Here is a 24,162-nt window from a genome sequence, read left to right on the forward strand (position 1 = left end):
AGCGCAGCGAAGTTAGTCCTGGCACCCAGTAAAACTGGTGGACCAAGGGAACACCGACTGAAAGGAGGTATCTCCTGGCACCCGGTGAGGCGGGGGACCAAAGGAACAACGAGCGCAGCGAAGTTAGTCCTGGCACCCAGTAAAACTGGGGGACCATGGGAACACCGACTGAAAGGAGGTATCTCCTGGCACCCGGTGAGGCGGGGGATAAGCCAAGGGTGAGTTGGCCGTGTGGCGCACGAATAGAATCAAGTAATCTATTATTTCTTAAAGCTTACCTGCAAAATTATAATCCCTTTGGGATATCATTAAAGCCCATTTCAACAATTAATTTGTCCCATCGGGGATCGTCATATAGAGGTTCGAAGGGAGGCTCCACCTTAAGCCAGTACAACTCCACTTCCTTGTCTTCAATCGCTTTGTCAAGCCACTGAAAAGCGGCTTCATGATCACCGGTTTGGGCACTAACCATAGCAAGGTGAAATGCCGGACTGCCAATGGGTGAATTGGCAGTCTGGTCCTTAAGTTCTTCCATTAGGGATTCGTATTCTTCTAGATTACCGAGTTTGTAATGAGCTGCTGCCAGGTAACCCAGGATTCGGGCAGGTCTAATACCAGGTACCTGATCAAAATACGATTCCCCAACATTGATAACCCTCCTGTACTTTTCCAATGCGTAAAAGACACGCACGGCCGTTCCCTGAATAACGCCAGTTTTGAACTTTTCCAGGGCCTCTTCTATGGTCTGTATAGCAGCATCATCCATTCCGTTGAAATATTCGGCCAGGCCCTTGGCGGTCCATGGACTTGGCTCGTATGGTGATTCCCTCACGCTTTCTATAGCCCACTGGTAATGCAGTTCTGGATTGTCACCCAATGCAGGTAAAAACAGGTTGCCCGAGCCTCTCTTTTTGGGAGTCAATTCCACACCTTTCATATACATTTCGTAGGCATCAAGTTCCTGTTTATACCAGATTTTGTTAATAGCCAAGCTAATATAGGCTTGGCCATAGGTGGGTGCTTTTTGAATTGCGAATTCAAATAGTCTATTTGCTTTTTCGATGTTCTCCTCATAATCATCTATTGATTCTCCGTCCCATGTATACTGAGATGACCAGTAGTATCCCAAATCGACGTAAGCCGCATAGAATGAGGAATCCAGTTCAATCGCCTGTTCGAGGTATTCTTTTACAATAGGGGGTTCTGCACCAATAACCTTACTTCCTTCATACCTCGCTTTTTGCAACAAGTCCCAGGCCTGTGTGTCTGATGTTCGTTCAGCAGCCGGTATACTGATCTCTGAGAATTTAAACTCATAATTGAGTTCACGCCCGATTGAGGTCGCTACATCATCAATGATTTCGTTGATTGAAGCCATGTCCTCGTCAAAATTTTTAGACCAAAGCTGTGAAAAATCATCACTGGAAATTAATTTGACAATGATTTTGATTCGATCTCCAACCCGTATTACACTTCCCTCCAGGTAATGTGTCAAATCGAGGTTTTCCGCAATACTTTCAGGACTGGAATTGGTGCTCTCCAAATAAGCGACCGAGGGTCGTGTGATTACCCTGAGCCCGTCAATATTTTGCAGAGAATTATTTATGACATCTACCAATGCAGAGGCGAGCCATTCGTGGTCCGCAGCCGGACTATTATCCCTGAACGGCATAACCGCAATAGACTTTACCGTTATATCCGATTCTATTTGAGTATTGGGAGTCTTATCTGGTTCTGCCTGGGAACGCCCAAATTGATTGTACAATAACAAGACTACCGCCAGTGACAAAAACCCAATAATCACCCGGTTCAGGCGGCGTCCCTTGATCCCGGAAGGTGTTTTTGACTCCGGCAGATCATCTGTTTTCTTAATTCCGTCGGGTGTCACATCATAAACCCAGGAAAAGACGAGATTGACAGGAAATCCCAGTGCGAGCAGAATAATAAATGCTTTTAGAACAAAGGGAGGGGTGTCAAATGCGGGCAGCACCGCAGAGGCAACCTCAATCAGCACCCAGGCCACAGCCAGGTAGGCCACCGCCGATTTAAAGACTTTGCGCCTTTTAAGCTCTTCAAAGTATTTTTTGAAATCCATGTGGCCCTCAAGATACTAAAATCCGATAGCTCACTAGGGCGCTTCATGCTCCAAATCAATTAATTTCTTATCTTGAAACGTAAGGGTTGCCACCGCAAAACCCTTGGGACTAGAATACTATATAACGTTAGACTGTATAGACGATGATTTAGACCACTGATTGTTTCCCAGAAGAAAAGCTCTAAAATAAAATCAGCCGCTATGAAACTGTTTCGTATTCTGTCCATCCTAACCTTTATTTTGACTCTGACTTCAATTAATGCACAAAAGGCCAAACCCTACAAAGCCTGGGTAAAAACAATTACAGGGACAAAGGTTAAAGGAATCTTGTATTCTGCTGACCAAAGCGGGCTTCTGCTTGTGGATAAAAATCTCATGGATACCATCGCCAGCCTCGAAATAACCAATATCGATGTACTGAAAGTGAGGAAGAAGGGAAATATTGGTAGGGGTGCCTGGATAGGTGCCGCCAGTGGGGCATTAATGGGTGCTGTATTGGGCTATGCAGAAGGTGATGCCCCTCCCGATTGCTGGCTCTTTTGCCAAACGGCGGAAGAAAAGGCATTAATGGTTGGTATTGTCCTTACCGTGCCCGGGACGGGAATAGGGGCACTGATTGGAACGGGAAGGAAAAAATACTTAATTGGTGGTGCTGCTGATTCGTATTTACCGATCCTCCCGGAGTTGCAGGGATATGCGCTACATTGAATATACCCCCTGACAGCCCCGGAGAAGGGGTCCCGGGAGCAGTCCGGCACTCCCAAGCAGTACGCCGGACAGGAGCAGCATCTCCCGCGCATTATGCCTGCAGACTGAATAGCCCCAGCAGCAGGAAAGCCATTGCAAGTACAAAGGACAGGTAGAACTGATAGTACAGGCTACCTGTCTTACCCTTTTCCCGCAGGGTCACTTCCTTGTACAAAGGGAGATACCGGAAGATTTTTCCCTTGATAAAAAACCCACTGTCGAACAGGCTTACCTCCCTGCCCCTTGACTTCAGGTATTTCATGATTGAAATACTCACCGCCAAATTAAACCATAGAAAAACAAGGGTGATAAATCCAAAAAGTATCGGGATTTTCATGATTCCACTTACCCATTAAAGTTGGGATAACCGGTCCTTTAAATTGACCACTTCATAAGATAACAAGAATTCATGGTGGGACCAATCCCTGCCCAGTAAATTGTACAACCTCTTCCGAAAACCCTTTTGATTTATCTTGTACCTTTAGAAGTAAAGCGCTTTTCATAAAGTAAAGCGCTTGCCGCAAATGTTACCCGGAACCATGAATAAGGCCAGTTTTTTCCTGTGCATCCTGTTCTTCGGCCTGACGACCTCCCTTCCCTCCTATGGCCATACCGGCCATACAGACCCGGAGCTGGAAGAAATCAACGATTATCTGATGGCCATCCAGTTAATGCGCCACTACGATCCACAGGCGATTGGCATATTTGAGAAATGGCGGGAACTCCGGGAGGCCTCGTGGAAGATCAGGGAACTGACAGATAATGAAAATCTCCTGGTCAACTCTGGCAGCGTACTGGAGCAGATCGCCCAGGCCAGGAGCCTGCAAAAAGACCTTTTATTGGCATGCCGCAACTATTTCCTGCAACTGGAAAGCAAGCAACCGGTAATCCGGTTTGCGTTTGGTGCGGAATCTGTCAGTACAAGCTGGGATGACCCCGTTTTTGAGGTGGAAGTAGAACACCCCCGGGTGGTACTGGTCAAACTGACTAACCAGACCCCTGAACCGCTTACGATCAATATGTCGGGGGAATACAGCGATGACATCCTTTTTTGGAAAAAGGACATCCTGCTAAAGGGGGCAGGTTCACGGTATACCTTTGTAGTTTTAAAACCTTTCCGGGAGGGGATTTCGGAGAGCGTGCTTCATGTAAGCAATGAAAAAGGCCGGCAGGCAGAGGCCCATATTGTCCTACATGGAGTTGGCATGAAATCGGTTCCCTCACGGGTCTATCCCGGGAAATCCATAGACCTGCTGCCGCTGTCCGCATACGACCATGTAGGAAACGACCTGTTGCCGGATTTTAAACAGGCGATCCGTTTTAAGGTGTCTGATGCGCAGACGGGACGCGCGTTGACCGCCCGGGTGGAAGTAAAAGACAAAAACGACAATCTGTACTGGACGCCCCTGAAAGGCCCTTCTTTTGCCATCGATCGGACCAGGGGATGGAATACGACCTTGTGGGAGTTTCAGCCCGGGCCCTACTTTTACATTGCGGATGAGGCCCGCCTGGGTGTGGACCCCAAGGGAAAAACGGCCACTTTGTACCATGGATTCGAGTATAAACCAGTGACTGTAGAAGTACCCGATGACGGTTTGGTCAACGTTGCGCTGGAGCGCTGGATAAATATGCCCGAACTTGGCTGGTATTCGGGACAGACCCATATACACACCACCGACAGCGGCGTACCTGTCATGTTCTCCAGGTTCTGGCCCTTGATCACCCGGGCCGAAGACCTCCACGTATCCGCCATCCTGACGCTGAAAGGGGAATGGGATACCCATGCCATCTACGCAAATGAATATCCCATGGGGTTGCGGGAAGCGTTCAGTACCGGGGAACACCTGGTTACGTACGACCAGGAATACCGCAGCAATCCCTACGGGCACCTGATCTTCCTCGGGCTGGACTACCTGATGCAGCCCATCAGTTCCGGGGCGCTGGGGGAACTGGCCGGGCCGGATTATCCGCCCAATGCACTGGTCTTGCAGGAAGCAATAGATGACGGGGGGACCACCATCGGCGCACATTTTGGCAATTATATCACAAATGGAGAACCCGTTAAAACCCCATGGCCATCGACCGGTTTCGAAATGCCGGTGGATGTGGCCCTGGGGAAAATCCACCTTGCCGAGATCTATGGCAACGGGGGCCAGCAAAGCGTATGGTACGACCTATTGAACTGCGGGTTTCGGGTCATGGCCACCGCGGGGCCTGACTGGGATATCAAAGATACCCCTAGGGTTTACGTCAACCTCGAAGGAAAACCTTTTACGCTGGCCAATTGGCGAGCGGCTTTGCAGTCTGGAAGAAGCTTTATTACCAAGGGCCCGATGCTTTTCTTCAGTGTAAATGGGAAATTGGCCGGATCGGAAATCAACGTAAGCGGGAAAAGGGCAATACTGAAAATTGAAGCCAATGGGCTGACCCCCGATGGAAAATTGCCCGTCGAAGTCGTATTCAATGGGAAAACAATCCGGTCAGGGATCGATCTGAATGAAAACATCACCGTTGAAGATTCCGGCTGGCTGGCTGTGCGGACAGCCGGGGCCCATTCCAACCCCGTGTTCATAAATATTGAGGGGCGCCCGGCCGGCATGTCGGCACCTGCTGAACGGTTTATTGAAATCACGGATCAGTTGGAGGTATGGGTCAAAACCAGAGGGCTTTTCTACTCTGAAGAACAGAAGCAGCAGGTCCTGGACGTTCTGGAAGCCGGCAGGAAGGTTTTCAGGGACGTGGCGGAGAATGCCAGAATGCAGGGCCGGTAATGGCCTAATGAGCAACAAGCACCACGCAGTTAGTCCTCACTCCTGGTAAGTGGGGTGACCACAGGAACACCGAGCGCCAGCGAGGCATCTCCCGGCATCCGGCAAGTCAGCGCAATATCTCCCCAGGAACGCAGCTTCCCGAACCCTTCGAAAACTCAAAAGCAGCTGGTTGCGGCACACCGTAATAAACTGTACCTTGAAGCAATTTCGACTCTTTTCCATATAGCAACCCACAAAACCCAACCCAACCACCATGCGTACCACCTTTCGGCGAACCTTAGCATTGCCTTTTTTAGGCCTTTTAGCCTCGATTTATGTCCACGCCCAGCAGGGCTCGGGCGAAGTTTACAAAGAACTGGCCAGCGGCCTGAAGCTCCGCGAGATCGGCCCGGCCCTAATGGGCGGACGCATTGCCGATCTCGCAGTCAACCCCCGCGACAAAAGCAACTGGTATGTAGCCGTGGGTTCGGGAGGGGTGTGGAAAACCAGCAACAGCGGCACGACCTGGGAACCGGTATTCGACCATGAAAACTCCTATTCCATCGGATGCGTGGCCATCGACCCGGCCAATCCGAACATCGTCTGGGTAGGCACGGGCGAAAACGTAAGCGGCCGGCACGTAGGCTGGGGCGACGGGGTCTACAAAAGCCTCGATGGGGGGCAGACCTGGCAAAATATGGGACTGGGGAAATCGGAGCACATCGGCAGGATTTTGATCGACCCCAGGGACAGCGACGTCATATATGTAGCCGCAGAAGGCCCGCTATGGTCATCGGGCGGGGATCGCGGCCTGTACAAAAGCACCGACGGAGGCGCGACCTGGGTCCTGTCGCTGAAAATCGACGCAGACACAGGGGTTACCGATGTGGAGTTTGACCCGTCGAACCCGGATGTGGTCTATGCGGCCGCCTACCAGCGCAGACGGCATACCTGGTCGCTGCTGGCGGGCGGGCCCCAATCCGGGATCTATAAATCGACCGACTCCGGGACATCCTGGCGGCTGATAAAAACAGGGTTACCCAAGGGCGACATGGGCAAAATCGGCCTGGCGGTCACACCGGCCGACCCGGAGCGGGTATATGCCACCATAGAAGCGGATGAAAAGGAAAGGGGTTTTTACCGGTCCATGGACAAGGGCGAGAGCTGGGAAAAACGCAACAGCTATATCTCCGGCGGCACGGGGCCGCATTATTACCAGGAACTGGAGGCCTCCCCGGCCAACCCCGACCTGGTCTATCAGATGGATGTATTCCTGCATGTGACCCGTGACGGGGGCAAGACCATCGACTACCTCGGAACCGGGAGGGAAAAACACAGCGACAACCACGCACTGTGGATCGACCCCGACAACGGGAAACACCTGCTTGCCGGTTCTGACGGAGGGTTATACGAATCCTTTGACGAGGGACTTACCTGGAGGCATTTCCCGAATCTGCCGATCTCCCAGTTTTACAAGATTTCACTCGACAATGCCGAGCCTTTTTTCAACGTGGTGGCCGGTGCGCAGGACCTGGGAACCCTCATCGGCCCTTCCAGGACCACCCATACCGAAGGGGTGCGCAACCAGGACTGGTATGTGCCCTTGGGGGCCGACGGGTACGATTGCGCGTTCGACCCAACAGACCCCGACATCGTCTATATGGAAATCCAGGAAGGCATGTTATACCGGCTCGACCGGGCCACTGAAGAAACCCTGTTCATCCAGCCCGAGCCAGCCCCCGGCGAAGCCCCGGAACGATACAACTGGGACAGCCCGATCCTCATCAGCCCCCATGATCCCAAGACGATCTACTACGGGTCGCAACGTGTGTGGCGGAGCAACGACCGGGGGGATTCCTGGACGCCTGTCAGCGGGGATCTCACCACCAACAGGGTGCGGTACGAATTGAAGATGTTTGAAAATGTACCCGGCGTGGACGCCCTCCATGATACCGGTGCCATGTCGAAATACGCCACCCTTACCTCGATCTCGGAATCTCCTTTGAAAAAAGGCCTGCTGTACACCGGCTCGGATGACGGCCTGGTCCATATCAGCGAAGACGGCGGAATGAGCTGGCGCCGCGCACCGGGCCTTCCCAAGGTACCGGCCCTTTCGTTCATCAACGACGTGGAAGCCTCCGGCCACGATCCCAGGACGGTTTTCGTTGTGGCAGACGCCCATAAGTTGGGCGATTTCAGTACCTACCTCTTTATGAGCAACGATGGGGGAGCATCGTGGAAATCCATCAGGGGGGATTTGCCGGCGAATACCACCGTGTGGGTTATCAAGCAGGATCACGTGGATGAAAACCTATTGTTCATAGGTGCCGAATACGGCCTCTACTTCTCCCCAAACAAGGGGGAAAACTGGATCCGGTTGGGCGCCGGGGTACCGACCATCCCCTTCCAGGACGTCGAATTGCACCCGCGCGACAACGACCTGGTGGGCGCTACTTTCGGCCGTGGGATCTATGTGCTGGACGACTATTCTGCCCTCCGGGAGGCCGGCAAGGTGGCCAAATCAGGGTTGAATGCCCTGTTCAGTGTGCGCGACGCCTGGTGGTATGTGCCCAATGTGCCCTCCCAGGCCAAAGGCATGCCAACGGCCGGGTCCACGAGCTTCCGGACTCCCAACCCGCCTCACGGCGCGCTGCTGACTTATTATATCGGCGACCTGCCCAAAACTGCCCGGCAGAAGCGGGAGGAAAAAGAAAAAGAACTCAGAACCCAGGGGGCCGACATTCCTTTTCCGGGGTGGGATGTCCTTAAATCGGAATCCCTGGATACCGAACCCAAAGTACTGTTGCTGATTTCGGACGCCGAAGGCCGCGCCTTGCGCTGGCTGAAAGGAGCATCGGAAAAAGGGGTGCATCGCACCCATTGGGATTTACGGTTGGCAGCGCCGGATCCCATCGACCTGTCCCAACCTTCGTTTATTCCACCCTGGGTAGAAGATCCCCAGGGGCCACTGGTCGCACCCGGTACTTACAGCGCCCAGTTGTACCTGGTCGATAATGGTCAACTCCGGGCACAGGGAAACCCCCAGTCATTCAAAGTAAAACCAACCCCTCAGTTGCGGGCCGATACCAACTACGAACTATATGCCGCCTTTACCCAAAAAACTGCTGATCTCGCCCGAAGTGCGGGAGCCGCCGGGAGAAAGCTCGGTGAAGCGGCCGAAAAGCTGCGCTATATGGAGGAAGCCCTGGTGCAGACCCCCAGCCTGGAGCCCTCCTTCTTTGAACAGCTGAAAAACCTCAACAACCAAATTTCCACCCTTCGGGAAAGCCTCTATGGAGATCCCATCCGGTCCTCCAAAAATGAAGCAACGGCCCCATCTGTTGCCGGCAGGATCTGGAGCGTGAGCTATGGCCACTGGGGCACCACCCAGCTTCCGACGGCAACGCAGCAGCGAAGTATCGACCTGGCCGGGCAGGAATTGGAAAATGTGATCGGGGGCATTGAGGCCTTCGAGAACAAACTGGCTGCTTTCGAGTCCTCCCTGGTAAGGGCCGGGGCCCCTTATACGCCGGGACGTAAGATCGATTAATGGGTCCTTTCACCTGATAGGAAGTGGCAACCCCTTTCAATGGATGCTGTTTGGATTGGACCAGCCGGGAACTAAAATTCCGACCGGGTTAGCAAATCCCTGCATTCGGCCATCACCACTTTTTTGTAATTTGTGGTTACAACCAACCATTGCATGCTCCACTTCTTCCGCCAACTCCGCCATAGCCTCCTGACCCAAAATCGGACCAGCAAATACCTGCTCTACGCACTTGGCGAAATCGCATTGGTGGTCATTGGAATCCTGATAGCCCTCCAGATCGACAACTGGAATGAATCGCGCAAGGAACAGGCCATTTACTACGCGTACCTGATACGGCTCGAATCTGATTTTGAGTCGATCATCCAAACCGTAAAGGAAAAGAAAGTGCTCGAATCCGATTTGATAGATCTGGCCCAATACCAGCTGGATTTCCTAACCGGCAAAGTCGAAAACCCGGATGTTCTTAAACTGGCCATTTCGATGGAATTCAACGCATCGGTCAACCGGTATGAACTTTCCAGCCAGGTATTTAAAGAGTTGACTTCCACTGGCAGGTTAGCGCTCATCGAAAGCGACAGCCTGAGAAACATGCTTTCCGGATACGACCAGTGGCTCGCCTTGCGGCAAGACGGGAAATCGGAATGGGATCCCTGGGTTCACGAATACCGGTCCATGATCCGGAATTTACTCGAACCGGAAGACCGGGAGTATATCGATTTCCAATTCAACATCGAACATGCGGCGGATCCAAACAGCCCTGCCTGGGATGGTTTCAGACTAAAAACTCAGGAGCAACCGCTAATTGCTAAGTTGTTAGCCATGGACTTCCTGAAAGGGATTCTTCAGGACATCAAGACTTCCAGGCGGATCACGCTTTTCTACCAGGAACAGGAAATTGCCGCTGGCAACCTCATACTGTCGCTGATCCGTTCGGAACGCTGTCGGCTGAAACCTGATACCTGCAGCCAAAATTCAAATTAGGGCCCGGTTTGGCCTCGTTTACCTGTAAAATCGCCCGGTTTACCGAATTTTCACCCGAATCGGGAGGTTTGGCCCGGCTCTGGATTGTTTCCTGATAAAAGACTCAAAAACTAACGTTATGGAAACTGTATCACTTATCCGTGAAATTTACCGGGAAGCCTTCCGCGACCTGGGCCACTTCCTCATCAGGAACTACTTTAAGATGTTTGCCCTGTTCAGCCTGGCCATGTTCATCGTGGTCCTCTACGCTTTTATCTTCCGATTGGCCACCGGGTTTGCCTTTGATTAATCCCGGGGGCACCATTCAGGAAGCAGGGAGATTCTTCCTATCTTTCGGGGAAAATGCATCCCCTTGAAAGAATTTGATACCCAAACCCCCCCGGCAGAGATCACCGCGGGCCTGACGGCCCTCGGGTGGCTGGAAACAGGCGAAACGGTGCGGGAAGTTTCCCTGGCCGGAGAGGGCAACATGAATGTGGTCCTCCGCCTGCAGACCGACCGGCGCAGCCTGATTTTAAAACAGTCCAGGCCCTATGTGCAGAAATATCCGGACATCCCCGCCCCTGTCGAGCGCATCCGCAGTGAATACCGCTTCTACCGGGAAGTGAACGGTGCGGGCATCGACGATTACCTGCCGACCATCCTGGGCTTTGACGACGAAGGCTGCCTGATGCTGATGGAGGACCTGGGGCAGGCCGAGGACATGACCTTCCTCTACCGTACCCGCAAACCCGAACCCGGGGTCGTGAAGTCCCTGGTAACCGCACTGGCGCGTATCCACAAATGCACGCTGCTCCCCGATTATCCCGAAAACAAGGAGCTCCGCCACCTGAACCACCAACACATCTTTGTACTGCCCTACATGGAGGACAACGGGTTTTCCCTGGACTCCGTGCAGCCCGGGCTGGCTGGCCTCGCCAAACCCTATACAGGCGATCAGGAGCTCACCCATGCCATTGCCAGCCTGGGCGAACGCTACCTCTCCAGGGGAAATACGCTGCTCCACGGGGATTACTATCCCGGAAGCTGGTTGCAGGCATCGGGCAGGGCCTTCATCATCGATCCGGAATTTACATTTCCCGGATTTCCCGAATTCGATTTGGGGGTGATGGCGGGGCACTTGCTGATGGCCACCATGGACCCGGGGATGCTCCCGGAAATCCTCAAACTATACACGGCGCCGGCCGACGCCCCCCTGGTGCGGCAGGTGGCGGGCACCGAGATCCTGCGCAGGCTGATCGGTCTGGCCCAATTGCCCATGGAGCGGAGCCTGGAAGAAAAAAGCAAATTGCTGGAAACGGCTCGTAAACTGGTGCTTGATGAAAATTAAATACTACTTCCTGCTGGCAGCCTGTTTCCTGGGGTTCCCGGGCTGTAAAACGGAGCCGGCCCATGAAACGGAAATACCGGCCCCGGTAAAATTGGCTTACGGCGATGCAATGCGCCCCCTGGACGGGGATGCCTATTACAACAAGGTGCTGGGGGCCCTGGCCGGCTCCGCCATCGGGGATGCCATGGGGGCCTCCACCGAAATGTGGGGGCGCTCGGAGATCCGGAGGACCTATGGTTACCTCCTGGGCATCACCCCGGCCATCCGCCCGCAATCGCCGGAAGGGACCTGGGACCACAACCTGCAGGCGGGCGCCACTACGGACGATACGCGCTGGAAAGCCGTCATGGCGGATTACATCGGCGCCAACCGCGGGGAGCTTGGGCCAAAGGCCTTTGCCAGGACATTGACAGGCTATTATGAATCGGTCGTCTCCGAACTCGACAACGAGGCGCTGCTGGAATCCACCGATGCCATCGACAGTACCCTGGAACGGGTCGACTGGATCCGGGAATGGGCCCGGGTGGCCAAGGCCTACCAGGCGGGACCCGAATCCTACAACCTGGCGCGCGACCGGTTTTACGGCGGGGACCTCACCTGTGCGGGGATGCTCTACACCCCGACCCTGGGGCTGGTGGCGGAAGACCCGGAAGCGGCATACCGCCTGGCCTATGACCATGCGCTTTTTGACCTGGGCTACGCGCGCGACATTTCCGCCCTGGTGGCTGCCATGACCCAGATGGCCCTGCAAACCCGGCAAACGGATTCCCTGCTGAACACAGCGGTATTCATTGACCCTTACCGGTTTGAGGACAGCCGGCTGGTGGGGAGGATCTCCCTGACCATTGCGCTGTCTGCCAGGAACTACGTCAAACGCGCCCGGCTGATGCGGCCGCTCCCGCCGGGGGCATTAAGGGACTCCCTGGTACGCTCGGTACCCCCGGGATACCCGGACGGTCCGGATGCCTGGCGGCAACAGGAATCCATTTATGCCAACCTGGAGAACGACCAAAAAGCCCACGCCTTCCACGCAGGTGAAATCTGGCAGATCCTGGTGGCGGGTATCGAATTCGGGCAGGGGGATTTCCTGAAATCTATGCAGTTCATCGTCAACTACGGACGGGACAATGACACGGTGGCGGCCGTCGCTGGTATGATCCTCGGGGCGCAGACCGGCTTCGACGGGTTGCCGGAGGCCGAGCGCAACCTCGTCCTTCGGGTGAGCCGGGAGCAGCTGGGGATTGACCTGGAGGCGATGGCCCGTGAGATTTGCGGGATACAGCCCTGAAAGCAGCCCGGCAATTACCACCATCCGATTCCCCTGTACGGCAGGTTAACAATTCGGCAACTTAAGTTTGACACTTTCCTAATATCCGACAGGATTTAAAGAGGGATATTTGGGTCTCATTCATTGCTAAGCCAGAATTGAGTTAGTTTGGTTGGAACCGGTGCCGGAGGGCACCGGTTTCTTTTTGCCCGCTCCTGAGAAGCCGGGTGCGCCTTCCTCCCCAAAAACCCCTTGCCGTTCATCGGGATATTTGGACAAAGCCCGAATAGCCCAGGATTGTGGTAGGCAGACCAAATACGCCGATTCTCGGCCAAAGGTCAAACCGGGTGCAGGTCAACGGGGGAATTGCGACAAAAATCCAAAGATCCGGTGAATTTCAAAGGTTCGTGTAAACTTTGCTCCAACGAAAAATTAATCCGTAGAAAGCAATTTTATGAGAACAGTTTTACTCCTTAAAGAAATCTACCTGGAAGCATTCAAAAACCTGGGCAGCCTGATTGTCCGGAACTATTTCCGGATATTCTTCTGGTTTAGCTTCGCAATGTTCCTGGTAGTGCTTTACGCTTTTGTTTTCCGCCTGTATACAGGCTTCCCCTTCGACTGATCCAAGGGATATAGCCCAATGTGGGAAACCCCTGGCCGAACACCGGGGGAAGGAAACTCTCTGAAACTCTTTTACGGGAACACTATACGTTATGAGAATTCAAAGCTACCTGGGATACCTGATCCAATTGGGTACCCTCCTCTACAGATTCAGGACGCCGATTCTTTTCTGGCTGTACATCCTTGCGATGATGGCCTACGCCTACCGCTGGATGCCGGAATAATCTGCTGACCGGCAGCCTGGAGCTGCCAAAGGACCAAAGTTTCCCGCCCGGATCCATTTTAAAGCCGGGCGGTAACTCCTATCTTTGGGACATCCATCTGCTGCTGCCCGAACCAGGCCCGGCAGCCCTTTAATCGCATACCGGTGTCCCGAACATCCGAACAAGCCTTACTCATTTTTACCCGGAACCCCGAACCCGGGAAATGCAAGACCCGCCTGGCCGCCACCATTGGTGACCGCGCGGCTCTAGCCATTTACACCTTCCTGCTTCGGCATACGGCTGCGCTGGCTGCGGTCGTTCCCGACACCGACAAATTCGTCTATTTCAGTGATTACCTGGGCGATGGCTCCCTGTGGGACCCTGCCGTATTCCGGCCGCGACTCCAGGAGGGCCCCGACCTGGGGGTGCGCATGGAACGCGCCTTTGACGCCGCCTTCAGGGAAGGATACCAGCGGGTGGTCCTCATCGGCAGCGACCTTTACGACCTGAGCTCGGCAGACCTGGCGATTGCCTTCAAATCCTTAAAAAAGCATCCGGCCGTCATTGGCCCCGCCACAGACGGGGGGTACTACCTGATCGGGTTGACAGCTCCAGTACCGGGACTATTCCGGGACAAGGCCTGGGGGACGGATACGGTATGCTCCGACACCCTGGCCGACCTGGAGGGAATGGAGCCCGCATTGTTGCCCCCTCGCAACGATGTGGACTATTACGAGGATATCGCGGGGATCCCCGCTTTTGAACCCTTTCTAAAAGACATCGGAACCGATGATGACAAAAGAACTCGATAAATCCGTAACCTACCTGGAGGAACGGGGTTTTGACGCCCCTGAAATAGGTATAGTGCTGGGCAGCGGGCTCGGCCGGATGGAGGAGGAACTCGACGACCTCCTGGTGGCGCATTACCACCACATCCCCTTCTTTCCGCTTGCCACGGTGGAATTCCACAGCGGCAAGCTGCTCTGCGGCACCCTGTACGGCAAAAAAGTCGTGATGATGCAGGGGCGGTTCCACCTTTACGAAGGCTATGACTTTATCGATATCACCTACCCCATCCGGGTGATGCATCGGCTGGGCATCCGCAAACTGCTGATTTCGAACGCAGCCGGGGCCATCAACCCGGGTTTCCGCAAGGGGGAGCTGATGCTGATCACCGACCACCTCAACCTGCAGGGGGGCTCCCCCCTGGCCTTCAAAAGTGTGGCTGAATTCGGCGAGCGTTTCGTGGATATGAGCTGCCCGTACGACCGGGAAATGCAGGACATGGCCCGGGAAATAGCCGCCGATTCCGGCATCGTCCTGAGAGAGGGCGTCTATGCGGCAGTGGTGGGCCCGCAGCTGGAGACCCGGGCCGAATACCGGATGCTTGGGCGGCTGGGGGCGGATGCCGTGGGCATGAGCACGGTACCGGAGGTCATCGTGGCCAACCACCTCGGGTTGCCCGTCGCTGCCATCTCCGTCCTCACGGACGAATGCGACCCGGACCACCTGGAGCCTGTGGTGGTTGCCGATATCCTTGCGACTGCCGCGAAGGCCGAACCCAACCTGGTCCGGTTGTTCAGGGGGGTGATAAATCGCATATAGTTGCCGTCCTGGTGTAAGGGTGGCCCGGATCCGCTGACTTAAGACAAACAAATCCTTAAATATCCTCATGGCAGTTTTGAAACTCTTCCTTTTCCTGTTGTTTGTGGTTCCGTTGGCGGCACCGTGCAGCTCCCAGGCTACCCCGGGTCTGGCATCCGGCCCAAGCCATGAAATCTGGGACGGGCTGGTCCGAAAAAACGTGTATCCGGACGGCACGGTCAACTACAACGGCTTTGCCCGGGATCGTGAAAAACTCGATCGCTATATTTCGGGGCTGGAACAGACCCCGCCTGCGGAGGGCTGGAGCCGGGAAACCAGGCTTGCATATTGGATCAACCTGTACAATGCAGCTACGGTCCGGCTCATTCTGGACCACTTTCCGCTGGAAAGCATCATGGGCATCCGGAACCCCTGGGGGCAGAATATACTGTCCGTGGGCGGCGAACCTGTGAACCTGAACCAAATCGAACACGATGTCCTGCGTCCCATGGGCGACCCGAGGATCCATTTCGCCATCAATTGCGCCTCGGCCTCCTGCCCGGTGTTGCAGCCTTTTGCGTTTAATGCGGAAAAATTGGATGAGCAGCTGGACCAGGCTGCCCGCGGGTTCATCAAGGATCCCGCCCGCAACAAAACCACCCGGGGCGCGGTAGAACTCTCCCGGATTTTCAAGTGGTACAAAAAGGATTTTACCGATGAATCGGGCACCCTGATCGCCTACATCAACCAATACCTCGAAAACCCGCTTCCGGAAGGGACCGATGTGGGTTTCCTGACCTACGACTGGAGCCTGAACCGACCCTGATTGCACATGCAGATCAGCATTATCATCCCGGTGCTCAACGAGGAGGAAAACCTCAGACGGCTTTTACCGTACCTCAGGCAGGAGGCGGCAACCGACCGTATCGCCGAGGTCCTCGTTGTGGACGGGGGGAGTACCGACGCGAGCCGGGACACCGCCCGAGCCCTGGGGGCCAGGGTACTCTGCACCGGCTGCGGTCGGGCCCTGCAGATGAATGCCGGGGCCCATTCGGCCAAAGGGGAACTGCTGTATTTCCTGCACGCGGATTCCATACCTCCCCGGGGTTTTGACCGGCAGATCCTACAGGCCCAGGAAGGAGGGCCTGCCGCCGGGTGCTTCCGGCTGCGTTTTGAGGGGGGGAACCGGATCCTGCGGTTTTTTGCCTGGTTTTCGCGATTCAATTGCCTCCTGTGCCGGGGAGGGGACCAGTCCCTGTTCGTGCCTGCTGCCTGGTTCCGGGAACTGCAGGGGTTTGACACCTCCTACCGGATCTATGAAGACAATGAATTCATCTCCCGTTTGTACGGCCGGTACCCCTTCCGGATACTGAAAGCGCCCATTTATACTTCCGACCGGAAATACCGGAAAATCGGGACGCTGAAATTGCAGTATTACTTTGGGGTCATCCACCTGAAACGATTCCTCGGGGCCGGGCCCGAATCCCTATACGAGTATTACAATCGTAAAATCGGGGGCCGGCTTCAGCGGTCCTCGTAATCTGCCAGCACCCCTTCGCAGATCCAGTTGGCCAGGGCCTGGCGGTTGTCCGGGTCCAGGATCCGCCGCTGGTCCCGTTCGTTCCTGATGTTGCCGATTTCGATAAACGCGGTGGCCGGCAGGGTGTTTTTCACCAGGTACAGCGTACTGCGGTCCTCGAAGGTCCCGGAATAATTCCGGCCGGGCTGGTAGTAGGCATATTTCGCTTGGAAGGTCTTGTGGATGTGTTCCGCGAGCTTCTTGCCGCTGCGGCTTTTGTTGTGGTGGTAGAAGAACACGTCAATGTTCTGCCCCTTGCTGCGGCTGTCCACGTGGGTGACGATGAGCCGCTGGTGTTTGCCCTTGTTTTCCAGGTACAACCGGTTGACGACTTCCACCCGCTGCCGGAGCCGCGCCAGCTGGTTAAGGGGGATTTCCTGCTGCGGCAGGGCCACCTCATCCCGGTCCATTTTCAGTACCCGGTCGTCCCGGATGCCATCGTCGGGATCCCGGATGATGATGTGCACCACTGCGCCATGGGCAAGGAGGTTCCGGGCCAGCCGCAGGGTCACATCGTAGGCGTACTCGTCCTCGGAAATCATCTGCCCGTTGTATTGGGTCATGGCCCCCGGGTCCGGGCCGCCATGGCCGGAAACCAGGTAATATACGGTGCCTTCCAGGCGGGTGCTTTCCGGCCTGATCTCGGCGTATTTCTCCCCGAAGATCTCGTATCGCGGAAAGTCGGAGGACGGTTTTTCATCGGATTTCGAGGGTACTGGTGTCGTACTTTCTGGAGCCCCTGACCCGTCGGGGGGCGTCACCACAGCCCCGGACTCAATTCCTGGTCCGGATTTCGGGGCCTCTGGGTCCCGGGCCGGGTCGTCCGCGATGGCGGACGGGCGCTCCGTGCTTTCAGACAAATCGAGCGGGATCAGGTAGGTTGCGCCTTCATACAGGCTCTTGCCCTCCCCCAGGTGGGGCTGGTTCAGCGCAATGAAGTCTTCCAGGTGACGGGCCGGGTCGGCCCCGTGTTTGCGGAGGAGGGAGAAGATGCCGTCCCCGGGTTCTGCCACTACCTGCAACAAGCTGTCCTGACCGGCAACCGGCGCGGAAAACAAGCAAACCGCAATAAATAGTGTGGAAACCCCGAAGCCCCTCATCCGTCATGTGTTTCACAAAGATTATCAAAAAAGTTGCCAATTTGCAAGCGGGGACCCGGGGGAATCGTCACCGGAACCGCCCGTAGTATTCGCGGATGACCTTTTCGGCAGGTTTGTTCTGGGGGGTAAACCGGTTATCGTCCGGACCGCCGGAGACGGGGTGGTGCAGGAACCATTTCCAGACGAAACCACCGGCAAACCAGGGTTCCTTCCAGAATTCCTCTAAGATGGCCCGCTGCGCATCGGCCTGCGCCCGGAGGTTGACCCGTTCCTCGTTCCGGTCTACCAGCCAGGGCTTTTTGGCCGTATAGTCCATGCTCCGGTACCCGTATTCGGTAAAGAGTACCGGCCGGTCCAGCTCCAGGGAGAGTTCACGGATTTCCCGCTTCCAGGGCTCCCAGCCCCTGCGCATTTCGTCCAGATCAGGATCCCGCGCATCGGAGAGGGGGAAATACGCATCAATGCCGATATAATCCAGGTCCTTCCAGAACGGGGTACGCGTATACTCGTCCCAGTTGGCCGCATAGGTGAGTTTGCCGCCGTACAATTCGCGGACCTCCGCAATCAATTGCGTCCAGAAGGCCGGCCGCGCCTTTACGAATTCCTCCAGCTCGGTCCCGATGCAGAACATGTCGGCGCCCGTTTCACGCGCCAGGTCTGCGTAGTTGAGGATAAAGTCCCGGTAGGAAGCTTCCAGCTTTTGCCAGTCGGCTTCGCTTTCCATGACCAGGTCGCCTGTGAACAGGCCGCGCCAGACCCATAGATGGGGTTTGATCATCACCCGGATCCGGTTGGCGTGCAGCATTTCCACATACTGCCTGGCGCCCTCGCGGGTTTCGCCAAACCACTGCTGGTCTGTGTCGTAAATAATTTCGGGGGTGTCCGGTTCCCGGATGAAACCATAGGGCATGACCGAGGCGTAATCGGCATGGATGGAAACCAGGGCATCCACATGCCCCTGCCTGGCTCGCTCCGGGGAGCCGACAAAGCTTACCCCATTGATCTTTTCAATACGCTGTCCGCTGCAGGAAGCCAGCAGCAGGAGCAGGAGGAACCATCCGATTCTTTTCATATATCCCGGGTTAACGCTTTTAAAGATAGGCATATTTGGCATGTGCTGCCGGCGGCATTTGTTAAGTTCGTAACTTCATGCCGACCAATCTTTCAACCCGCATCCACAAAACATGCATATCCTCATTATCGGCAACGGGATTTCAGGGATAACGGCCGCCCGCCACATCCGCAAGAGCTCCGACCACCGGATTACCGTTATCTCCGGGGAAACCGATTACTTCTTTTCGCGTACGGCCCTCATGTACGTCTATATGGGACACCTGACCTTTGAGCAGACCCAACCCTACGAGAATGGCTTCTGGGAAAAGAACCGGATTGAACTCAGGAATGCATGGGTGGAATCCGTGGATGCAGGGGGTAAATCCGTCCGACTGCAGGGAGGGGAAACCCTGGAATTCGACAAACTGATCCTCGCCACGGGTTCCCGGCCGAATAAATTTGGCTGGCCGGGCCAGGACCTGGAAGGGGTTCAGGGCCTGTATTCCAAACAGGACCTCGAAAACCTGGAGGTCTGTGCGCCCGACAACCGCACCTGCAAGCGCGCGGTGATCGTGGGCGGAGGGCTGATCGGTATCGAGCTCGCCGAGATGCTCCGCACCCGGGACATCCCGGTCACCTTCCTGGTGCGGGAGGCCAGTTTCTGGGACGGGGTACTGCCGTCCGGGGATTCCGCCATGGTCAATGAACACATACGCGAACACCATATCGACCTGCGGCTGGATACCAACCTGAAGGAAATCATTCCGGATGACAGGGGAAAGGCCCGCGCCGTGGTTACGGACAAGGGGGAAACGATCCCCTGCAACCTGGTGGGCCTCACCGCCGGGGTTACCCCGAATATCGGCTTCCTGGAAGGGAGCGGCATTGAAACGGACAAGGGCGTACTGGTCAACCGCTTCCTGGAAACCAGCCGGCCGGACATCTATGCCATCGGGGACTGTGCCCAGCAGCGCGACCCCATCGGCCGGAGGCGCCCTGTGGAGGCCGTATGGTATACAGGGCGGATGATGGGCGAGGTGGTTGCCCGGACCCTTTGCGGGGACCGGCGGGAGTACTGCCCCAGCCACTGGTTCAACTCCGCCAAATTCCTTGATATCGAATACCAGACCTATGGCTGGGTATCCAGCGATCAGAACAAAATTCCCGGGGAAAGGCATTTCCACTGGAGGCACCCGCGGCAGAAGGTATGCATTACCCTGGCCTATGAGGCCGGTAACCGGCAGTTCCTGGGCATCAATACCTTTGGCATCCGGATGAAGCACGAAGCCTTCGATACCTGGCTTACCGAAAGCAGGACCGTGGACGAGGTGGTCCACAGGTTGGAAGACGCCTGTTTTGACCCGGAATTCTACCGGAGCCACCAACCTCAGATCCGTGCCGCCTTCGAGAAACACCAAACCGTAAACGCCTGAAAATATGCAATCCATGTCCCTGGCCGGCGGCCCCCCGAAAGCATTGAACACCTCGCAGCGCCTCGCGGTCCTGCTGGGATTTTCCGGCCTGTTTATCCTCTTGCTGGCCACCTTTGGCAGCTCGTTCCCCCATACGGCCGCCTGGCTCACGGCATCCCTGGGGGCCATCGGCCTGGGCATCGTCTGGTTCAGCCGGGCCGCCTATTCGGGACATGGTGCCGGCATCAAGAACGATGGGGTCTGGTTTAAATCGATTTCCGGACGCGGCATCTGGGCCTGGGGGCTGGGCATCCTGCTTACCGGCTTCTATATCGTCCTGTATTTCTACCCGGAGTACCTGGGGCTGGTGGCCGACGGGCCCAACCGGGGGCTGATCTCCTTCTTTGACCCGCTGAGCCGCGCCCTGAGTGGTAACCCGGCCAGCCAGTGGTTTGTTTACGGGACCCTGTACACCCTGGCCATCCTGGCTTTCGGCATCAAATTCATCTGGAAATACCGGCACAACCGGTACGAAATCCTGCGCACCCTGAGCGTGATGTTCTTCCAGCTGGCCTTCGCCTTTATCATCCCGGAAATCATGGCCCGCCTCAACGGCGACCTGCCCTATTACGACCTGAAGAATATCTGGCCCCTGAACTACTACAATTTTGAGCGTTATCGGATCAATGGGTTTATCAACGCCGGGGACATCGGGCTCTCCATGCTGCTCTTCGGCATCGCCTCCACCCTGGTCATCACCCCGGTACTGACCTATTTCTACGGCAAGCGCTGGTATTGCTCGTGGGTATGCGGGTGCGGCGGCCTGGCCGAAACGGCCGGGGATTCGTTCCGCCACCTGAGCGACAAAAGCCTTTTTGCCTGGAAGGTGGAGCGCTGGGTGGTCCACAGCGTGCTGGTGTTTGTGGTGCTGATGACCACGGCGGTCATCTATTCGTACCTGGGGCCTGACAATTCCAAATACTGGCTCAGCCGGGGCCAGTTCCTGTTAGGCGTGGCATCCCTGCTCACCGCAGTTTTTGCGTGGGTGATGGTGTTTCGGCGCAAAGAGCTTAAAAAGGACGCCCGGTACGGGGCCATCGGGTATTTTGTCATCATTGCGGGGTTGCTGGCGTTCCATTTGCTCAGCGACTCCCGCCATGTCTTCCTGTTTAGGTCGGAAACCCTCCGGACCACCTACAGCTTCCTGATCGGCAGCATTTTTTCCGGGGTAATCGGGACCGGCTTCTACCCGATCTTCGGCAGCCGCGTCTGGTGCCGGTTCGGCTGTCCGATGGCAGCCATCCTCGGGCTGCAGCAACGCCTTTTCTCCCGCTTCCGCATAACCACCAACGGGGGGCAGTGCATTTCCTGCGGCAACTGTTCGGCCTATTGCGAGATGGGTATCGACGTCAGGGCCTATGCCCAGAAGGGGGAAAACATCGTGCGGGCGAGCTGCGTCGGATGTGGTATCTGTTCAGCGGTTTGTCCCAGGGGCGTGCTGAAACTGGAGAACGGGCCGCGAAAAGGACGGATCAACCCCCGGGAAGTCCTGCTCGGGAATGACGTGGACCTGATGAACCTGCTCAACGAGAAATGAACCAGAAACCCACCGAGCCCGTGACCCCGGAGATCTGCCTCATCATCCCGGCCCAGAATGAAGCCGGCTCCATCGGGAAGGTGCTGGACGAGGTGCCCCCGCTGGTCGCCGAGATCGTGGTGGTGGACAACGCCTCCACGGACGAAACGGCTGCCGTGGCCCGGAATCACGGGGCAACTGTCCTTAGCGAACCCAATAAGGGCTATGGCTATGCCTGCCTCAAAGGAATTAATTACCTGGCCGGAAGATCCAAAGTACCCGACATCGTCGTATTTATGGATGGTGACTATTCGGATTACCCCGAGGAACTCCCGAAAGTCGTCGCCCCGATCCTTGAAGGCCGGTGCGACTTCGCAATCGGCGCCCGTCAAAAGGCGCTTCGGGAACCCGGATCGATGACACCGCAACAGGTCTTTGGAAATTGGTTGGCCACATTTTTAATGCGGCTATTATTCGGCGCCCGGTTTACCGACCTGGGCCCCTTCCGGGCCATCCGCTACGATGCCCTCCAACGTTTGAACATGGAGGATAAGACGTACGGGTGGACTGTTGAGATGCAGCTGAAGGCCCTTCGGCACAAGCTCACATATACCGAGATACCAGTGCGTTATAAAAAAAGAATTGGGGTCTCAAAAGTGTCAGGCACGATAAAAGGTAGTATATTTGCCGGCGTTAAAATTTTGGGTTGGATTTTTAAATACAGTATACGATAATGGGAATTACACTTGCTTATGTTATTATTGCCATTTACAGCCTGGCCTTGGTGCTGATCTTTTTCTACAGCCTGTCACAACTGAACCTGCTGCTGAACTACCTGGGCTTTAAGCGCCGCAACCAGGAGGCGCCCAAATTCAACCTGCTCGACCCGAAGGAAATCCCTTTTGTGACCATCCAGCTCCCCATCTACAACGAGGAGTACGTGGTGGAACGCCTGCTGGAGAATATCGCCAGGATCGAATACCCGAAGAGCAAACTCGAAATCCAGGTGCTGGATGACTCCACAGACGACTCAGTGGACCAAACAGCATCCATGGTCGCAGAACTCCAGAAAAGCGGCCTGGACATACAGCATATCCGCCGGGAAAACCGGGAAGGCTATAAGGCCGGGGCCCTGAAGGAAGGCCTGAAGATTGCCAAGGGGGACTTCATCGCCATCTTTGATGCCGACTTCCTGCCCGGGGCCGACTGGCTCAAGAAAACCGTCATCTATTTCAAGGATGAGGAGATCGGTGTGGTTCAGACCCGCTGGGGACATATCAACCGGGACTATTCCACCCTGACCAAAATCCAGGCATTCGCCCTGGATGCCCACTTTACCCTGGAGCAGGTAGGGCGGAATTCCAAAGGGCATTTCATCAACTTTAACGGTACGGCCGGTATCTGGCGGAAGGAATGTATCCTGGACGCTGGCAACTGGGAAGGCGACACACTCACCGAAGACCTGGACCTCAGCTATCGCGCTCAGCTCAAAAACTGGAAATTCAAATACCTGGAGGACGTGGAAACCCCGGCCGAACTGCCGGTGGTTATCAGCGCGGCCCGCTCCCAGCAATTCCGCTGGAACAAAGGGGGTGCGGAAAACTTCCGCAAGACCGTCTGGAGCGTGGTTAAGGCCAAAAACATCCCCTTCAAGACCAAATTCCACGGGGTGATGCACCTGCTGAACAGCTCCATGTTCCTGTGCGTATTTATCGTGGCCCTCTTCAGCATCCCCATGCTGTATATCAAAAACACCTTTGGCCACCTGGACTGGATCTTCGAGGTGACCAGCTTCTTCATCGTGAGCACCATCATCCTGTTTGTCTGCTACTGGTTCACCTACAAGAGCATACAAGGCAGCAGTTTCGATAATTTCGTGGACTACATCAAGTTGTTCTTTACCTTCTTTTCGGTGGCGCTTGGGTTTTCCCTCCACAACAGCGTGGCCGTGCTCGAAGGGCATATGGGCAAGCGTTCCGAGTTCGTGCGGACGCCCAAGTTCAACATCAACAACCTGACCGACAGCTGGAAGGGCAATAAGTACCTGGCCAAAAAGCTGTCGCCGAACATGATCCTGGAGTTCGCCCTCATGCTCTATTTCCTCTTTGGCATGTACAGCGCCATCCCGCTGAATGATTTCGGGTTGTTCCCGTTCCACTTCATGCTGTTCCTCGGCTTCGGCTTTGTGTTCTTCAACTCCCTTTTGTCCAAAGCCTGATCGGGGGGTTCGCGCTCCTGCAAAAACTAAAACCAACCCCGGTCCTCAAAAGGCCGGGGTTTTGTTTAGTCCCTTTTAAAAATTTAGCGCAAC

At 55.5% G+C, this 24,162-nt stretch carries 21 protein-coding genes; 17 read left to right on the forward strand and 4 right to left on the reverse strand.

Annotated features, from left to right (window positions below; all coding sequences use genetic code 11):
- Nucleotides 1-286: 286 nt before the first annotated feature.
- Nucleotides 287-2,095, reverse strand: coding sequence for a hypothetical protein (locus tag H7F20_RS00570; RefSeq protein WP_185784203.1), 1,809 nt, complete (start codon nucleotides 2,093-2,095; stop codon nucleotides 287-289).
- A gap of 201 nt (nucleotides 2,096-2,296) precedes the next feature.
- Between H7F20_RS00570 and H7F20_RS00575 the strand changes: the two genes are divergently transcribed.
- Nucleotides 2,297-2,803 (forward strand): hypothetical protein, encoded by a 507-nt coding sequence (locus H7F20_RS00575; RefSeq protein ID WP_185784204.1) that lies wholly within the window; start codon nucleotides 2,297-2,299, stop codon nucleotides 2,801-2,803.
- A gap of 91 nt (nucleotides 2,804-2,894) precedes the next feature.
- Here H7F20_RS00575 and H7F20_RS00580 read toward each other — a convergent pair whose 3' ends face one another.
- Nucleotides 2,895-3,104 carry a hypothetical protein gene (locus tag H7F20_RS00580; protein WP_185784205.1) on the reverse strand — a complete coding sequence of 70 codons (210 nt, stop codon included), beginning with the start codon at nucleotides 3,102-3,104 and terminating at the stop codon, nucleotides 2,895-2,897.
- Nucleotides 3,105-3,381: 277 nt separating this feature from the next.
- Between H7F20_RS00580 and H7F20_RS00585 the strand changes: the two genes are divergently transcribed.
- The 12 genes from H7F20_RS00585 (at nucleotide 3,382) to H7F20_RS00635 (ending at nucleotide 16,671) form a co-directional block, all read left to right on the forward strand.
- Entirely contained in the window at nucleotides 3,382-5,613 is a 2,232-nt protein-coding gene (locus H7F20_RS00585) for a CehA/McbA family metallohydrolase (protein WP_185784206.1), read from the forward strand.
- A 253-nt stretch (nucleotides 5,614-5,866) separates the two neighbouring features.
- Nucleotides 5,867-9,142 (forward strand): glycosyl hydrolase, encoded by a 3,276-nt coding sequence (locus tag H7F20_RS00590; protein ID WP_185784207.1) that lies wholly within the window; start codon nucleotides 5,867-5,869, stop codon nucleotides 9,140-9,142.
- Between the two features lie 153 nt (nucleotides 9,143-9,295).
- Complete coding sequence (locus H7F20_RS00595; RefSeq protein WP_185784208.1) at nucleotides 9,296-10,123, forward strand: DUF6090 family protein; 828 nt, start codon at nucleotides 9,296-9,298, stop codon at nucleotides 10,121-10,123.
- Nucleotides 10,124-10,241: 118 nt separating this feature from the next.
- A complete protein-coding gene (locus H7F20_RS00600; protein WP_185784209.1) occupies nucleotides 10,242-10,412 on the forward strand; it encodes a DUF6747 family protein in 171 nt (56 codons plus the stop codon).
- 63 nt (nucleotides 10,413-10,475) lie between these two features.
- A complete protein-coding gene (locus H7F20_RS00605; RefSeq protein WP_185784210.1) occupies nucleotides 10,476-11,453 on the forward strand; it encodes a phosphotransferase in 978 nt (325 codons plus the stop codon).
- A complete protein-coding gene (locus H7F20_RS00610) occupies nucleotides 11,443-12,741 on the forward strand; it encodes an ADP-ribosylglycohydrolase family protein (protein ID WP_185784211.1) in 1,299 nt (432 codons plus the stop codon). The genes H7F20_RS00605 and H7F20_RS00610 overlap by 11 nt, the downstream gene beginning before the upstream one ends.
- A gap of 433 nt (nucleotides 12,742-13,174) precedes the next feature.
- Nucleotides 13,175-13,345, forward strand: a complete 171-nt coding sequence (locus tag H7F20_RS00615) for a DUF6747 family protein (RefSeq protein WP_185784212.1) — start codon at nucleotides 13,175-13,177, stop codon at nucleotides 13,343-13,345.
- A 91-nt stretch (nucleotides 13,346-13,436) separates the two neighbouring features.
- Nucleotides 13,437-13,568, forward strand: a complete 132-nt coding sequence (locus tag H7F20_RS15895) for a hypothetical protein (RefSeq protein ID WP_255443937.1) — start codon at nucleotides 13,437-13,439, stop codon at nucleotides 13,566-13,568.
- Between the two features lie 143 nt (nucleotides 13,569-13,711).
- Nucleotides 13,712-14,359 (forward strand): TIGR04282 family arsenosugar biosynthesis glycosyltransferase, encoded by a 648-nt coding sequence (locus H7F20_RS00620; protein WP_185784213.1) that lies wholly within the window; start codon nucleotides 13,712-13,714, stop codon nucleotides 14,357-14,359.
- Nucleotides 14,337-15,152 (forward strand): purine-nucleoside phosphorylase, encoded by an 816-nt coding sequence (locus H7F20_RS00625; protein WP_185784214.1) that lies wholly within the window; start codon nucleotides 14,337-14,339, stop codon nucleotides 15,150-15,152. Before H7F20_RS00620 ends, H7F20_RS00625 begins: the two co-directional genes overlap by 23 nt.
- Nucleotides 15,153-15,219: 67 nt before the next feature.
- Nucleotides 15,220-15,957, forward strand: coding sequence for a DUF547 domain-containing protein (locus H7F20_RS00630; protein WP_185784215.1), 738 nt, complete (start codon nucleotides 15,220-15,222; stop codon nucleotides 15,955-15,957).
- A gap of 6 nt (nucleotides 15,958-15,963) precedes the next feature.
- Complete coding sequence (locus H7F20_RS00635; RefSeq protein WP_185784216.1) at nucleotides 15,964-16,671, forward strand: TIGR04283 family arsenosugar biosynthesis glycosyltransferase; 708 nt, start codon at nucleotides 15,964-15,966, stop codon at nucleotides 16,669-16,671.
- Here the strand turns inward: H7F20_RS00635 and H7F20_RS15900 are convergent.
- Both H7F20_RS15900 and H7F20_RS00645 read right to left on the reverse strand, forming a co-directional pair.
- Nucleotides 16,656-17,810 (reverse strand): N-acetylmuramoyl-L-alanine amidase, encoded by a 1,155-nt coding sequence (locus tag H7F20_RS15900; protein ID WP_185784217.1) that lies wholly within the window; start codon nucleotides 17,808-17,810, stop codon nucleotides 16,656-16,658. The genes H7F20_RS00635 and H7F20_RS15900 overlap by 16 nt on opposite strands.
- 67 nt (nucleotides 17,811-17,877) lie before the next feature.
- Nucleotides 17,878-18,882 (reverse strand): glycoside hydrolase TIM-barrel-like domain-containing protein, encoded by a 1,005-nt coding sequence (locus tag H7F20_RS00645; protein ID WP_185784218.1) that lies wholly within the window; start codon nucleotides 18,880-18,882, stop codon nucleotides 17,878-17,880.
- A 112-nt stretch (nucleotides 18,883-18,994) separates the two neighbouring features.
- Here H7F20_RS00645 and H7F20_RS00650 point away from each other — a divergent pair, with 112 nt between their 5' ends.
- From H7F20_RS00650 to H7F20_RS00665, 4 genes are read left to right on the forward strand one after another with little or no spacing between them, the layout of a single operon-like run.
- Entirely contained in the window at nucleotides 18,995-20,296 is a 1,302-nt protein-coding gene (locus H7F20_RS00650; protein ID WP_185784219.1) for an NAD(P)/FAD-dependent oxidoreductase, read from the forward strand.
- Between the two features lie 13 nt (nucleotides 20,297-20,309).
- On the forward strand, nucleotides 20,310-21,872 hold the full coding sequence (locus H7F20_RS00655; protein WP_185785779.1) for a 4Fe-4S dicluster domain-containing protein: 1,563 nt from the start codon (nucleotides 20,310-20,312) through the stop codon (nucleotides 21,870-21,872).
- Nucleotides 21,869-22,585, forward strand: coding sequence for a glycosyltransferase family 2 protein (locus H7F20_RS00660; protein ID WP_185784220.1), 717 nt, complete (start codon nucleotides 21,869-21,871; stop codon nucleotides 22,583-22,585). The genes H7F20_RS00655 and H7F20_RS00660 overlap by 4 nt, the downstream gene beginning before the upstream one ends.
- The gene (locus H7F20_RS00665; protein WP_185784221.1) at nucleotides 22,585-24,069 is read left to right on the forward strand and encodes a cellulose synthase family protein; all 1,485 of its coding nucleotides are present in this window, start codon (nucleotides 22,585-22,587) and stop codon (nucleotides 24,067-24,069) included. The genes H7F20_RS00660 and H7F20_RS00665 overlap by 1 nt, the downstream gene beginning before the upstream one ends.
- Nucleotides 24,070-24,162: the final 93 nt, after the last annotated feature.

The organism is Robiginitalea sp. SC105 (assembly GCF_014243345.1).
Classification (GTDB): Bacteria; Bacteroidota; Bacteroidia; order Flavobacteriales; family Flavobacteriaceae; genus Robiginitalea.